At 31.7% G+C, this 15,758-nt stretch carries 13 protein-coding genes; 3 read left to right on the top strand and 10 right to left on the bottom strand.

What is annotated here, in order from left to right; all coding sequences use genetic code 4:
* From CJF60_RS04590 to CJF60_RS04540, 10 genes are all read right to left on the bottom strand, one after another.
* A partial coding sequence (locus CJF60_RS04590; RefSeq protein WP_214608180.1) for a DNA methyltransferase occupies positions 1 to 1,139 on the bottom strand: 1,139 nt, incomplete at its 3' end.
* A gap of 533 nt (positions 1,140 to 1,672) precedes the next feature.
* Positions 1,673 to 2,011 carry a hypothetical protein gene (locus CJF60_RS05325; protein WP_143823401.1) on the bottom strand — a complete coding sequence of 113 codons (339 nt, stop codon included), beginning with the start codon at positions 2,009 to 2,011 and terminating at the stop codon, positions 1,673 to 1,675.
* Between the two features lie 11 nt (positions 2,012 to 2,022).
* Entirely contained in the window at positions 2,023 to 3,402 is a 1,380-nt protein-coding gene (locus CJF60_RS04580) for a site-specific DNA-methyltransferase (protein WP_200807534.1), read from the bottom strand.
* 243 nt (positions 3,403 to 3,645) lie between these two features.
* Positions 3,646 to 5,514: a dihydrolipoyl dehydrogenase gene (gene lpdA / locus CJF60_RS04575; protein WP_084232293.1), complete on the bottom strand. Its 1,869-nt coding sequence runs from the start codon at positions 5,512 to 5,514 to the stop codon at positions 3,646 to 3,648.
* Positions 5,514 to 6,857: a dihydrolipoamide acetyltransferase family protein gene (locus CJF60_RS05320; RefSeq protein WP_200807535.1), complete on the bottom strand. Its 1,344-nt coding sequence runs from the start codon at positions 6,855 to 6,857 to the stop codon at positions 5,514 to 5,516. Before CJF60_RS05320 ends, lpdA begins: the two co-directional genes overlap by 1 nt.
* Before the next feature lies 1 nt (position 6,858).
* Positions 6,859 to 7,776, bottom strand: coding sequence for a 2-oxo acid dehydrogenase subunit E2 (locus CJF60_RS04560; protein WP_084232294.1), 918 nt, complete (start codon positions 7,774 to 7,776; stop codon positions 6,859 to 6,861).
* 40 nt (positions 7,777 to 7,816) lie between these two features.
* Positions 7,817 to 8,809 (bottom strand): alpha-ketoacid dehydrogenase subunit beta, encoded by a 993-nt coding sequence (locus CJF60_RS04555; protein ID WP_084232295.1) that lies wholly within the window; start codon positions 8,807 to 8,809, stop codon positions 7,817 to 7,819.
* Positions 8,809 to 9,969 (bottom strand): pyruvate dehydrogenase (acetyl-transferring) E1 component subunit alpha, encoded by a 1,161-nt coding sequence (pdhA, locus tag CJF60_RS04550; RefSeq protein ID WP_084232296.1) that lies wholly within the window; start codon positions 9,967 to 9,969, stop codon positions 8,809 to 8,811. Before pdhA ends, CJF60_RS04555 begins: the two co-directional genes overlap by 1 nt.
* Positions 9,970 to 10,262: 293 nt before the next feature.
* Complete coding sequence (locus tag CJF60_RS04545) at positions 10,263 to 11,249, bottom strand: variable surface lipoprotein (RefSeq protein WP_084232297.1); 987 nt, start codon at positions 11,247 to 11,249, stop codon at positions 10,263 to 10,265.
* Between the two features lie 920 nt (positions 11,250 to 12,169).
* On the bottom strand, positions 12,170 to 13,558 hold the full coding sequence (locus tag CJF60_RS04540; protein WP_084232298.1) for a hexose phosphate transporter: 1,389 nt from the start codon (positions 13,556 to 13,558) through the stop codon (positions 12,170 to 12,172).
* Positions 13,559 to 13,796: 238 nt separating this feature from the next.
* Here CJF60_RS04540 and CJF60_RS04535 point away from each other — a divergent pair, with 238 nt between their 5' ends.
* The 3 genes from CJF60_RS04535 to CJF60_RS05255 all read left to right on the top strand — a co-directional run.
* On the top strand, positions 13,797 to 14,750 hold the full coding sequence (locus CJF60_RS04535) for an L-lactate dehydrogenase (protein WP_084232299.1): 954 nt from the start codon (positions 13,797 to 13,799) through the stop codon (positions 14,748 to 14,750).
* Positions 14,751 to 14,931: 181 nt separating this feature from the next.
* On the top strand, positions 14,932 to 15,318 hold the full coding sequence (locus tag CJF60_RS04530) for a hypothetical protein (RefSeq protein ID WP_084232300.1): 387 nt from the start codon (positions 14,932 to 14,934) through the stop codon (positions 15,316 to 15,318).
* A 216-nt stretch (positions 15,319 to 15,534) separates the two neighbouring features.
* Positions 15,535 to 15,758: hypothetical protein (locus CJF60_RS05255; RefSeq protein WP_180737985.1), on the top strand; the 224-nt coding region annotated here is incomplete at its 3' end.

The raw sequence follows: 15,758 nt of genomic DNA, 5'->3' as shown, positions 1-15,758 counted from the left end.
TTATAAATTTTTTCATATGCTTGATAAGGAAGATTAGCAACTAATTCACCAAGATCTGCTTTTGTTGTAATTCTATTAACAGGCATGATTTTTACATTTCTGCCATCTAATTCACCATCAAAAATATTTGTTGAATTAAATTTTTGAATGTTTAAAGCTTCAATAAGTAATTCTTTTGCCTCGATTGGATTTCTAAAGAAATCATAATTATTTACATTATAAACTTCAAATCCAACGGTTTTTATTTCGTTATTTAAGAAATTAATTAATCTTCTAGATGTTGTTTGAATTGCTCCCAAGTTTATATCAGCACCTATAAATCTTCTTTTCTTCTTTAGTGAAACTGCTTGTGTTGTTCCAGAACCCATAAAGCAATCAAAAACTAAATCACCTTCTTTTGAAGATGCATCGATAATTCTCTCAATTAATTTTTCAGGTTTTTGAGTTGGATAGCCTAATCTCTCTATAGTATTTTTAGGGTCTATTGCTTTAATTTCTCAAACTGAGTCAATGGTATTACCTTCAATTTTAAGAATAACATCACTATGACCAGGATTTCTATGATTTTCCTTAACAAATCTTTTATAATACGCCATAAATCTTGAATCCTGCTCAGGGTAATTGGCTCCAGTTATCTCATTGTTTTCGTTTAAGTATGAATTTCATCTTGTAAAATCAATAGTTTTTTCTGGATCACTATCTTTTAATAGTTTAAAAAAGTATTTGCTAGACTTGCTATAAAGTAAAATTGTATCGTGTTTCCTTGGGAAGTAAGCTGATACCTGACCTTGATAAGTTTTATAATGTCATACTATCTCATTTCTAAAATTTGAATGACCGAAAACCTCATCCATTAATGATCTAAGATGATGACTTTTATGGTAGTCACAATGAAGATATATTGAACCTGTATCTGAAAGTAATTCTTTTAATAGAATTAATCGTTCATACATAAATTGAAGATACTCATCATTAGTTCAAATATCGCTATATTGCTTTTCTTCAAAAACGCTATTTTCAGCATATATTTTCTTACCTTTTAGCTCGATTTTTTTCTTATAATCAGCCTTAGAATCAAATGGAGGATCAATGTAAATAAGATCGACCTTATTTCTAAATTCTTTTAAAAGATGGCTCATTACTTGTAGATTGTCACCCCAAAAAATTTTATTAATTCACCCATTTTCATCATGTATACCATATCTTTCTTTAAGTTGTGCAGGATAAAATTGTGTTGCAGTATATGGTCGCTTCCCTGTTCACTTTAGTTCTGGATATCCTTTTATAACAGTGCTTTGAAATTCAAACAGATGTTGTTCCTCGGCTTTTAAATTTTTCACAGTTCTTCTTTCTTTAAAATTTAATAGAATTAAATTTCTAAATTTTTAAATATTTTAATCTTATGTTTTTTTATTTTTACATTTTGAATAAGCAAATTTTTCAAAAATATTTTAAAATTGAATATTTAAAGTTTCAAAACACTTACTTAACTAAATTCATAGAACGAATATTTTATACACAAAATATTCAAATAGTTTGTTAGGCAATAATACAAAAAAAACTAACAAAATATTCTTATGTCTTATTTGTTGTAAATTTTTGAATTATTATTATTTCAAAAATTAAAATAGTATTCATAGTAATAATTTAACGTGTATTATTTATCAATTAATTAGATATCAATCTCTAGAGACTCGGATAGCAAATCAGTTATCTTAATTTTTATTTTTCCATGATTCTCAGGAATACTATAGAAACCTATTACACTTTCATTTTTCCCAGGAATATCTAAAATTTGTGGTTTAAGAATATTCCCATCATAGTCATAGTCAATTAAAACACTTTCAACTAGGTTCTTCCAATCGTTTACAGCCTGATTTTCAGTTGATAACTTTTGCAGTAAATTCATTGGATAGAATTCTTTTATTTCGATAATGTTGTTTTTTAAATCTATACGGGCGTGCGAGTCTCTTTTAAAAATTAAATTTGTCTTATCTTTTAGTATATCCAAAATCTCAATATCTAATTTGTAGCCCCCCCCCCAATCATTTGCAACAGGTTACCTTTCAAATCAGGCTCATGTCCCATACATATTAAAGTTATTCTGTCAACGAACTCATTTTGATCTTCATTATAAATTTTTTCATATGCTTGATAAGGAAGATTAGCAACTAATTCACCAAGATCTGCTTTTGTTGTAATTCTATTAACAGGCATAATTTTTACACTTCTGCCATCTAATTCACCATCAAAAATATTTGTTGAATTGAATTTTTGAATGTTTAGAGCTTCAATAAGTAATTCCTTTGCCTCTATTGGATTTCTAAAGAAATCATAATTATTTACGTTATAAACTTCAAACCCAGTAGAATCATCACCGAAAGTACTCACTTTATTTTTAATTAAATCCATGAGTCTTTTTGAGGTTATTTGAATTGCTCCTAGATTAATATCAGCACCAATAAACCTTCTATTCTTTTTCATTGCTACAGCTAATGTAGTTCCTGAACCCATAAAACAATCAAAAACTAAGTCTCCTTCATTTGATGAAGATTCTATTATCCTAGCAATTAATTCTTCTGGTTTTTGAGTTGGGTAACCTTGCCTTTCTATTGCCTGAGAATTTATGTAAGGTATTTCCCAAACATCACGCATTGAAGACCATCTATAAATACCATTTTCATCTTCAAAAAATTCTGTATCTGAAGCGCCATAATTGACAACTCCCGCTTTTCTCCCTTTAGCCTTAGTATATGATTTTTCTTTTTGCCTATTGTATTTTTTATTTTCCGTTTTTGAGTAAAATAATATGTTGTCATGTTGTTTGTTAAATTCGTTTTTTCCTCCAGCAGCTGTTCTATAGGATCAAATAATCTCATTAACAAATCTATTAGGACCAAATATTTCATCCATAAGAGATCTTAAATGATGATTTTTATGGTAATCACAATGAAGATATATTGAACCTGTATCTGAAAGTAATTCTTTTAATAAAATTAACCTCTCATACATAAATTGAAGATATTCATCATTAGTTCAAATATCACTATATTGTTTTTCCTCAAATAAACTGCTATCGTTGAAAATTTTCTTTCCACCTTTTAGCTCAATTTTCTTTTTATAATCAGCTTTAGAATCGAAAGGAGGATCAATATATATTAAATCGACCTTACCTCTAAATTTTTTCAAAAGATGGCTCATAACTTGTAGATTATCACCTCAAAAAATCTTATTAATTCAATTATCTTTATCTGATTTTCCATATACTTCCTTTAACTGTGCAGGGTAGAATTGCGTTGTAGTAAACGGCCTTTTTCCTGTTCATCTTAATTCTGGATAACCTTTTATAACTTTATTTTCAAATTCGAATAATTGTTGCTTTTCCTCTTTTATTTCTTTCAAAATATTTCTCCTATAAATTTATTTTAATATTTTTACATTATACGTATTTTCGCTTAATAAATTGACTATTTATATTTTAACTGTTTGTAATGTTATTAATCAAGTAATTGAATAATGTAAACATTCCACTTGAAAATAATTTTTTTTTGTTCTTTATTGAAATAGGATATTTTAGAACATATATATTACAAAAACTTTAAAGCAAATAAAAAGTAGTCAATTAAGACTACTTAGTTTATAAAATTAAGATCTTGCTTTTTCTAATTTTAAAACTGCTCCACGAGCTGCTTCTCATAAGATTTCAGCATATGAAGGGTGAGGGTGAACTGTTGCTGCAATTTCAAAAATGGTAATTTCATTATCCATTGCTAAAGTGATTTCTGAAATGAAATCACTAGCATTAGCACCAAAAATTTGTGCTCCTAGAATTCTTCCATCTTCTTCATTGACATAGATTTCAGCAACCCCTGTTTCTTTAGCAGTAGCAAGTGCTCTACCTAAATGAGCATAGCCATATTTAGCAACCATTACTTTGTAACCTTTTTCAACTGCTTCATGGTGTGCTAGACCTACTGTGGCAATTTCAGGTGAAGTATAAATTGCTGCAGGAATTTCGTGTTTTTCATAAATATGTTTATGTCCTGCAAAATGTCTAACTAGCTCTTGTGCTTGTGAATAAGCAGCATGTGCTAACATGTTGCGTGCATTAACATCACCGATTGCATAGAAGTCTTTAACGTTTGTTTCATTATTTTCATCAACTTCAATCACGCCGTTTTCTTTAAATTTAACACCCATATCTTTGGCATTTAAAGGTACAGTGACACGACCAATTGAAACTAGAGTTTTATCAGCTGCTAGTTCTTGAGTTTTACCTTCAACTTCGATTACTAATTTAGAATTTTTAAATTCTTTAACGGCTGCGTTGAAGATGAATTTAACACCGTATTTATCAGTTAGTTTTTTAACTAAAGCATCCTTAATTGATTTAGCAATTTTAGGATTTAAGACTTCAGCAGAATTTTGTACAACAGTAACTGCAACACCTGCAGAAGCGTATACTTGTGCCATTTCTAGACCAATAACACCTGCACCAACGATAGTTAATGCTTTAGGGTATTCAGTCATATTAATTGCACTGCGGCTAGTAATAACTTTACCTGATTTATATCCTTCTTCAAATCCTGGAAGAGTTAATTTTCTTGATACAGAACCAGTTGCTAAAACGATTCTTTTACCACGATAAACTTTTCCTAAGGCTTCAACTTCATGTGCCCCAACAAATTTAGCTTCAGCTTCAATAGTGTCAACTTTTGCTGCTTTAAGTAGCATTTTTACACCACCAACTATTTTAGTAACAACTTGATCTTTTTTAACTTGAATACCAATTCATGACTTAGCAAAGTCGATATCTTTTTCACTAACTTTGTTTTTGAAAACAACTCCAACTTCTTCAGCACTAGTAATTGCTTCTAAATGGTGAGTTGAATTTAATAAGGCTTTAGTTGGGATACATCCGATGTTTAAACATACTCCACCTCAGAATTCTTTTTCAATTACTAAGGTTTTAAAACCTAGTTTTGAAGATTCTTCAGCAGCTAAATATCCCCCTGGACCTGCTCCAATGATGATGACATCATATTCTTTTTCAACGCTACCTGTATATGCTTTTCCTGCTTCTTTATTAGAAGCAGCTGCAGTTTCAACTGCTGTTGAAACTGGTGCACTAGTAGTTTCAGGAGCTGCTTTTTTAGATCCAAATGAAAGACCTGTGGTAGGTTTAATTTCATTTGAAACACTAATATTTCCTACAACGGCAGGAGCTGATTCAGGCTCAGCAGCAGGCGCAGGTGCTGCTTCTTCTAATGAACCTCCACTACCATCATCGATCACGAAAATTACGTCACCAACATGAATAGTTTTACCTTCTTCAAGTAAAATTTGGGCAATTTTACCTGTTTTTGGTGAAGGAATATCTGAAGTCATTTTGTCAGTTTCTACAGAAAATAAAGAATCTCCTTCTTTAACTTCTTGACCAACTTTTACATAAACTTCAGCAACATTTCCTTCGTGAAGTCCTTCACCAATATCAGCAAATTTAAATTTATACATTAAAACGCTCCTAACAATCTTGGATTTTCTAATAGTTGTACAACTCTAGTTGTAAAACGCCCAATTGTTGATCCATCGATTCAACGGTGGTCTGCAGCTGTTGTTAAGTACATAACTTTTCCAGGTTTTACTTCACCTTTAATAACAACTGCCTCATCAATAATTGCTCCAACACCTAAAATACCAACTTCTGGGTAATTAATAACTGGTACACCATGTAATGAACCTACTGACCCATAGTTAGTAATTGTGAAGGTTGCCCCTGACATTTGTGCTGGTTTTAAAGTTTTATCACGTGCTGCTTTAGCTAGAGTAACAATTTCTTTAGCTAATTCAATCACGTTTTTCTTATCAGCATCTTTGATAACTGGCACGAATAAACCGTGGTCTGTATCAACTGCAATACCGATATTAACTGCACTTGGGTAAACAATTTCTTCGGTTTTTTCATCAAATTTTGCCCCAAAAATTGGGAATTCTTTTAAAGCAAGGGTAGTTGCTTTAATAATGAATGCTAAGAAGGTGATTTTAGCACCTGTTAGTTCGAATAAACTGTCTTTGATAGCTGCTCTATAGTCTCATAATTCTGAAACATTAGCACGATGCACTAAGTTTACATAAGCAACATTTGCTCATGAATTTTTCATTGCTTTTGCAATCGCTTTACGCACAAAATCAACTTTTTTACGCTCTCCTGCCGCAGGTGCAACTGGTGCACTTGTAGGTGCAGGACTAGGTGTTGGTGTTGGCGCAACTGGTGCTGGACTAGCACTAGGAGCAACTGTTGCTGCTGGAGCACTTGCTTGATTTTTTAATCATTCAAGTTGCTCACGTTTGCTTAATCCTTTAGGCATTGTTGCTGAACTTGAAGCAGGTGCTACAGGTTTTGCTGAACCTGCTACATTATTTTTTGCTCATTCAAGTTGTTCACGTTTGCTTAGTCCTTTAGGCATAGTTGCTGAACTAGTTGAACTAGCAGCAGGTGCTGATTTTTTAGATCCAAATGAAAGACCTGTGGTAGGTTTAATTTCATTTGAAACACTGATATTTCCAACTACGGCTGGAGCAGATTCAGCAGGTGCTTCTTCCTTAACAGGTGCAGTTGATGAACCATCATCGATTACAAAGATCACATCACCTACGTGAATTGTTTGTCCTTCTTTTAGTAAAATTTCAGCAATTTTACCTGCTTTTGGTGAAGGAATATCACTAGTCATTTTATCAGTTTCAACTGAAAATAAAGGTTCACCTTCAGCAACTGTTTGACCCACTTTGACATAGACTTGAGCAACGTTTCCTTCGTGAAGACCTTCGCCAATATCTGCGAATTTAAATTTAAACATTTTAATACACTCCTAATAATGATGGTTTCTCTAATAAATTGGCAACTCTTGTAGTAAAGCGACCAATTGTTGAACCATCGATTCAGCGATGGTCTGCTGCTGTTGTTAAATACATGGCTTTACCAGCAACTAATTTTTTCTCAGTTGCTGAATAAAACGCTTCATCAACGATGGCACCTAAACCTAAAATCCCAATTTCAGGATAATTGATCACAGGTACTCCATGAAGTGAGCCAACTGAACCATAGTTTGTAATGGTGAAAGTTGCTCCTTGCATTTGTGCTGGTTTTAGATTTTTATCACGTGCTGCTTTTGCTAGTGAAACAATTTCAGCGGCGATTTCTACCACACTTTTTTGATCAGCATCTTTAATAACTGGTACAAATAATCCGTGATCCGTATCAACTGCAATCCCAATGTTAACTGCATTAGGATAAACAATTTCTTCGGTTTTTTCGTCATATTTAGCACCAAAAATTGGAAATTCTTTTAATGCCAAAGTAACTGCTTTAACTACAAATGCTAAAAATGTTAGGTTAACATTTTTCTCAGCTTTGACATCATCTTTAATTTCTTTTCTAATGTCTCAAAGTTTTGAGACATTGACACGATGTTTTAAATTAACATAGGCAACATTTGCTCATGAATTTTTCATCGCTTTAGCGATTGCTTTACGGACAAAATTAATTTTTTCCCGTTTAGCAACTAGCTCGCCCATCATACTGCTAGCACTTATATTGCTATTTTTATCAACAAAAGTAGCCGACAAATCAGCTACTTTTGAAGGTTTATAGTTAATAACATCAGATTCGTAGATTTTGCCATTAAAGCCACTACCTTTGATTAATGTTATATCAATATTTTTTTTGTTAGCAAGTACACGAGCAAGCGGCGTAATTTTTACTTGCGCTTGGCTCATAATACGTTCCTTTTTAACCTTTAAATTTTTATATATTGTACTAGTATTTTTCCATATAGTCTAGAATTTCTGCTGCAATTCTATCAACTGTAGGAGATGCTAATTTTTCTAGACGTGGAAGTGGAACTGTAACATCGTAAGCACTAATTCTGTAACCAGGAGCTTTCATATCCATGAAAGCTTCTTCATTAACTGTTGCAATAATTTCTGCTGCCACTGAATAAGATTTAACTGCTTCAGAAACAACAATTAAGCGACCAGTTTTACGTACAGATTCTAAAACAGTTTCACGGTCTCAAGGTGAAATAGTTCTTAAGTCAATTACTTCTGCAGAAGGTGCTTTACCTTGTGCATCTAGTTTTTGTAGTGCTTCAATAGTTGCATGTAACATAAATCCATATGAAACGATTGTAACATCTTCACCTTCAGAAACTTTAGCTGCTTTACCGATTTCTACTTTGTAGTAACCTTCTTCAACATCTTGTTTAAATGAACGGTATAAGTGTTTATGTTCCATGAAAACAACAGGATCTGGATCTTCGATCGCTGCAATAATTAACCCTTTCATGTCGATTGGGTTAGATGGCATAACAACTTTTAGCCCTGGAATGTGTGAATAAAGTCCTTCAAGTGCTTCTGAGTGGTGCTCTAGAGCGCGAACTTGTCCACCAACTGGCATTCTTAATACCATTGGCACTGAATAACGACCTCGGCTTCTGTTTCTGTAACGTGCTGCGTTTGTAAACATTTGTGCCATTGATTGCATTGAGAATCCACTGAATTGAATTTCAGCAATTGCTTTGTAACCATAAATTCCTAAACCAACAGCTACTCCTGCTTGAGCAGCTTCTGAAATAGGTGAATCTCAAACACGGTCAGTACCGAATTTTGCTTGAAGTCCTTGGGTAGCACGGAATACTCCACCTTCAAACCCTGCATCTTGTCCATATAGAACAACTTTAGGGTCTTTCTCCATCATAATTTCAATACCGTTTGTAAGTGCTTCAATATTGTTCATTGATTTTTTAGCCATTATTTTGCTCCTTTTGAACTATATTTTTTTGCGTGTGCTTTTTGTTCAACTAAGTGTTTTGGTAATTCAGCATAGGTGTAATCAAAGATTTCATCAATACCTTCATTATCAATAATTGATAATGATTTTTCATAAGCAGCTTTAACTTCTGCTTGAACTTTTTCAACAAGTTCTTTGTCTTTTTCTTCAGATCAAATACCGTTATCAAACATGTATTTTTTAATTCTGTGGAAAGGCTCTCATTTTTCTTGTTCTTTTTCTTCAGCTTCAGTACGATAAATTCTTGGGTTATCACTTGAAGTATGAACACCTTGTCTTCAAGTTACAAACTCTACTAAAACAGGGCGTGAATTTTCACGTGCATATTCAATTGCTTCTTTCATAACTGCATATGATGCTAATAAGTCATTACCATCAACACGTACACCAACAATTCCAACAGCGTGTGCTTTTCCTGAAATTGCTACAGTTGTTGAATCTTTAACAGGGGTTGAAATAGCTCATTGGTTGTTGTTAACTGTATAAACAACAGGTCAACCTTGTACGCTAGCCATGTTCATTGATTCATAGGTTTCGCCTTCACTAGTTCCACCATTACCAACGATAGTAACTGCAACTCCCATTTTTGAACTTGGGTTAGCTTTTTTAGCTAATTTCATTCCGTATCCTACACCTGAAGCGTGTGAATATTGCGCTCCGATAACGATCGCAATTGGTGTTACGTTAACACCATCAGGAATTCTGTTTCCTTGTTCACTACCGTTTCAGTATAGCATTTGGTGAACCATTGGTACACCTAGTTGTAGCATAGTTGCGTTTGAACGAAAGGCTGGAATCATTCAGTCAACTTTTGGATCCATTGCACTTGAAGTTGCTACTTGAAGTGCTTCTTCTCCGAAGTTAGGTGCAAAAGTTAACATACGACCTTGTTTTTGTAACTGGGTCATATATGTATCCATCTCACGTGATTTAACCATGTATGAATACGCCTCTAGTAATTTTTCAGTTGATAAAGGTTCTGCTTTATCTTCCTTTGATTTTGAAGATAAATATTCTTTACCTTCTTTTGTTAAGTTACCTTCAACATCTAAGAATCGAATTAATTCTTTTTTGTCACTCATTACGTGACCGTCGAAAACATATTTAAATTTTTTGCTCATGTTTCTCCAATAAAATTTTTGTATATAAATTAATTTTATAACTTTCTTGAAACGTTTTAATTTATTGACGTTTTTTTTCACAATATGTGAAAAATTTTCCTGAAAATTACTTCAATTGCATTAAAGTTGCCTGATTAATCTAAAATTAAGAATTTTTTGCTAGTCGAGTGCTAAGCATAAAATTAGATAATTAGGGATTAATCGACAGCATATAAAATGATAAACAATAAAATATTAAACCTACAAAAACAGGTTTAATATTTTTTTCATTTCACATTTTTTGCAGTTTCTGCCTATTTTACTTCATTAATGAAGTTAGCAATGCCCACTCGGCTAGCATTTTTGTATTTAAACAGTCCATAACCTCAAAGTGGGTAAACTGCATTTTTGCCAATTTCACTTACTTCAAAAGTTACACCTTGGTACTTTTCAACTAGATTTTTAAACTCGTTTGAAATCTCTTTTAACATCTGCAAAAACTTGTTTTTATTTTCAGGTTTTTTGGATTCAGCGATAATTTGCTCGTAGTTGATTGACTCATTATTTTTATGAAAAGTAATTTTTCCAAAAACTTGAGCAACTAAATAGTCAACTTTTTCTTGGTCACTAAAAGCATTTCATTTATTTTCTTCGGCAATTTCTTCTGGTGTTTTTGGCTTATCTATTGCTGGTTTTTGATTAGGATCAGGAGTTGGTTTTTCCTTTTTAGGTTCACTTTGTTTTGAGCCTGGATCAGGGAGTGGTTCAGTTTGCTTTGAACCTGAATCAGTGTCTTTTTTAGGTGTTTTTTTATCAGGTTCTTTTTGCTTAGGCATTCCAGGAATAACATTATTATCATCAGAAAGTTCTGTTGCTACATCTATTAAAGTGATTGTAATATTTTCAAAAAAGTTGATCTTAATTTTTGAAGTAACTTTAAAACTAACTCCAATTTGATGCTCACTAAGTGACTTATTAACTATTAAATTTGAAATCGTAACCTGACTTAAACTTTCTAAAATTGTCTTATCAGATTTAGTTTCAACTAGTTCATCTAATTTGCTAGTGCCGTTAGTATCAACATATTCTTTGATTATTTTTTCAAGTTGATCTTTAGTTCGACTTCTTAGGGTTGTCTTTAATGAATAACTTGATTTATCGATTACTTTTTTAATATTTACAAGTCATGAATCTTGCTCTTCTTGCACTTTTTGGCTGCAAGCGATTGCAACTATTGGCACTGATATTAACGAGAAACTCGTTAATGAAATAATGATTTTTTGCTTATTAATGAAAGCCATTTTCGCTCCTAGAAAGTTAATTACTTTGTTTAACTAAATACTAGTGCAGTTGCAAAAATAACTGATTAAAGAACTAAATTATTTTTTTCTTTAACGCTTTTTTAAGAATTAGTTTTTTACTAAATTTTGAAGTCTTAAAACTTCAAAATCTACATCAAAAAACTGCATAAAAAAGCCCCTGAAATAAATCAAGGGCTTTTTCGGAAGGATTCCAAACTTTTATTTTTTGCCTAAATAAAGCTATAAAATTTAGGCACCATTATTTTACTAAAATGTCAAAATAATTAAATTATTTTTATAAAAAATAACCCCCTGAATTACTCAAGAGGTTTCTCCTAGAAATTGGCTTTATAACATAAAACCAAGACTACCTAGATACTTACACCTAATATCTAGGTAATTAATATTTTAAATAAGATTTAAAAAATTTTCTAAATTTTTTAAAGTTGATTTTTTTAAATCTTTGCTTAATAATTTTGCTAGTAAAATAGCCATTTAAAAAAATAAAGCCCTTTGAAAAAAACTTTCAAAGGGTGGACTTTGTCCAAAAACAATTTATGAGAATAATATAAAAAAGTAAATTTTTTATAGCGTTCATGCCTAGTTAAGTTTGCAGCCTAATGTGTTCGCTTAGCTGTCCTAAATAGGCATGCACATTTTAATGAAAATCCAAAAAAATTGAAAATTTATTTTAAAAAAGAAAAGACCCTTTGAATTGCTTCAAAGGGTTTAAGATATTAAACCAAATTTTAAATTTATCCAAACTATAAGAAAAAATAAATTTTGAAAAATTTGTGTCTAGTTTGAATTTGACAGTGCATTTTAATAAATTCAACTAGACATTAATATTTTAAACTAGAAGAGAAAAAATTAAATCAAAAAATGTGACCCAAAAGTCACATTTAAAGATTTATATTTATTTATTTTCCAAATGGATTGAAACTAATTTTACCGTTTGGTCGAGACTCTTTTGTTAAGGCTAATGATGCAGGTAATAACGAAATTAAAATTGTTAAGACTGCATAATAAGCAATTGCATTGCCTGTTCCCGCTTTTGGGTTAATTAGTGCTAAGATGATGTTTCCACCTGTAAAGATGGTGTAACCAAATCCTCAAATAATTCCAAAGAAGATACCAACTTTTTGTGGTGTTGCTCCTGCAAAATCATAAGGGTTATTTAATAATGGTCCTTGAATTCCTCAAATCATTACTCCCATTAAGAAGGCAAAAATAAAGTAAGGAACCACGCTTGCAACTTCGTTAACAACAACTACTGATAAAATTCAAAATAGCGCTGCAAGTGAAGTTATAGCAATCATAAATGGTTTTCTTCTAGCTGATGTTTTTGAAAATCTTCCGACAGTAAAGGCACCTACATAAACTCCTGCAACGAAGGTGATCGCTCAAATTCTGACTAAGTTTCCTTGAGTAACTCCATCAGTTGCGCCCAATAATCCCATGTGAGCTTCAGCCAGTAAAGTAGTATTAGCTGTTGTGTTTAAACTGTTTAGTGGCATAACTGCAGCAATTAATCATAGTCCGTAAACTAAAACTCATGCTCAAGTATTTTTTTCTCTTAAAACGCTTCCTAAAGTCGCTTTTTTCTCAGTTGTCGCATCTGATGATGCCCCTGAAGCAATTTCAAAATTTTGACCTATAAAGATATAAGTTACTAGTGGAACTAATGTAACTAAGGCTCAAATTAATGAGAATCAGTATCAGTTTGTAATTAAGAAATTAGCAGTATCTGGCTTAATGAAAAACGCTGTCATAACAATGAAAGCTGTGTTGAATCCTAGTGGTGAAATTGATGACATGATCGCTTTTGTTTTAGGATTTTTAACACTTTTAGCAACAACTGGTTGTAATAAAATAATTAAAGTTGTTCCCCCAACTGCTAATAATAGTCTGAAGATAATGAATAATGCATATCCTCCTTGACCACCAACTGCAGCACCAATTGTGATTGATAGAATTGACATTGCTAAGAATGTCATCGCTGCTAAAACAGCTCATTTATGAGTGAATTTAACAACTATTCAACCAATGATAAATGAACCGATACCACGAGCTAATGTAATAATGTAGTTAACGGCTTGAGTTGTAACTTCATCAGGTGTTTCAGTTCCGAAAAACACAGGTCTTCAACCAATAGTAGCATTACCTTGAGTATATCCTGCAGCAAACCAGGCTGTAATAAACAGGAAATAACCCATTAATATGGTAATCCACATGATTATACCTCTTTTAAATTCAACTGATTTAGCTAAATTTTTGACTGAAAAGAGGCTAATAAAATATTTATTCATATTAAACCTTTCTAAATTTATATATTGATGGTTTTAATTATATGACTATCTGGCACAACTTTGAAAAACTCCTGCAAAATTGGTCCAAAAGTTGCAAAAAATGGGGTCATTGTGAAAAATTTCTGGAAATTTTCACAGACTGAAACTTTTTTGCAACATCTGAAATTATTAAACATATAATTTTTACATATGCAAATTAAATATAAAACCACCGCTTGCATATGAAAGGAATTTTTAAATGTCACATTCAAGAAGAAAAATTGCACTTATTGGTGCAGGATTCGTAGGTACTTCATTTATTGCTGCTGCGATTCAAAATCAAATCGCTGCAGAATATGGAATTATCGATCTTAACGTAACTAAATTAGAGGGAAATGTTTTAGATTTTGAAGACTCTCTAGCAAACCACGAAATGGGTTCAGCTGTCAAAGTTTATGATTTTAAAGATCTAAAAGATGTTTCAGTAATTGTTATTACAGCTGGTAGACCACAAAAACCAGGTGAAACTCGTTTAGAAATGGTTAACGACAATGCTCGTATTATGGCTGATATTGCTCGTAAAGTTAAAGCATCAGGCTTTAATGGAGTTACAGTTATTAACGCTAACCCAGTTGATGTTATGACATATGTTTATGCACATGTCACAGGTTTTGAAAAAAACCGTGTGATTTCATCAGGTACAGCTCTAGAAACTTCAAGATTTAAATTTGAAATTGCTAAACAACTAGGTCTAAATGCTTCAGCTGTTTCAGCACTAGTTTTTGGAGAGCATGGAGATAGTTCATTATATACAACTGACTATGTTTCAATTGAAGGTATTCCTTATAAAGAATATACAAAAGATATGAAAATTTCAGAGCAAGAACTACTTGACATGATGCAAAGAGTACGTCGCAAAGCATATGAAATTATTAACCATAAAGGTTCAACATTCTACGGAATTGGAGCAACAACAGCTCACTTAGTAAGAATGATTGTTGAAGATGCACGCCGTGTTACTTCAGTTGGCGCTTACTTAAATGGTGAATACGGACAAAAAGACTTATTCATCGGAGTACCTGCTGTTTTAGGAATTAACGGGGTTGAAAAAGTTGTTGAACTTGACTTAAAACCTGAAGTTAAAAAACAATTTGATGAATCAGCCAGAATTCTAAAAGAAAACATTGCAAAAGCACTTGAAGCTATTAAGTAATTAACTAAACAAACCAAAATAAATGCAATTTTCATGTTGCATTTATTTTTTTATCTCTTTCAAAAGTAGTTTTTCACATCATTTTAAGTCTGCAACAAATTATGAAAAAAATTAATTTGTTAAACAGTTGCTCTTTTAAATATATAATTTAAATAATCCAATATTTTTTAGAAAGGCTTTTATGAAGAAAAACGAAACTTATAAAGACTCAAAATCTGCAAGTAAAGCAATTGACTCAACTTTTGCAGATCATGAAAATATTACAATAGATTGTGAAGATAAAGAAAATGATTTAAGAGTTTGCACAGTGTTTTCAGATAAACTTAAACAGACAGCAACTAAACCACCAATTAAGAAAATGACAATCAATGATTTAGCTTTAATTGTTCTTCAAGGTCAGGCAAAACAAGATGAATTTAATAAAAAAGTTGAATCATTCATGAACAAGCAAATGGAAACAAATGCAAAACAAGAGAAATTCAACGAGTGAGTTTATGATGCAATCACTGGTCTTCAAAAAGATGTCAAAAGAATTGATGGTGTTTTAGAAAAAAATAAAATCAAATAATTTTGCTGTTTCTTGCTTTAAATTCATCCATTAATAAATTTAAACTCAATTATTAAATGCAAGTTTCTTGCATTTATTTTTTATGACTTTTAAAAGTCATTTTTTTGCTCAGTTTAAACCTGCAACAAATTCTGAAAAAAAATAATTTGTTAATCAGTTACTTTTTAAATATATAATTTAAATAAGAAAAATATTCAAATAACTAGAAAGGCTCTTATGAAGAAAAACGAAATTTATAAAGACTCAAAAGCAACAAGTAAAGCAATTGAAGCAACTTTTGCAGACCATGAAAATATTATAATCGATTGTGAAGATAAAGAAGGCAATTTAAGAATTTGCATAGTATCTTCATATCAACTAAAACAAAAAACAACTAAACCTCCAATTAAAAAAATGACAATTAATGATTTAGCAGTAATTGTTATTCAAGGTTTTGCAAA

This window comes from Mycoplasmopsis agassizii, assembly GCF_002272945.1.
Classification (GTDB): domain Bacteria; phylum Bacillota_I; class Bacilli_A; order Mycoplasmatales; family Metamycoplasmataceae; genus Mycoplasmopsis_B; species Mycoplasmopsis_B agassizii.
Note: the sequence above shows the minus strand (reverse complement) of the source record. Positions and strands in the feature narration are given on the sequence as shown.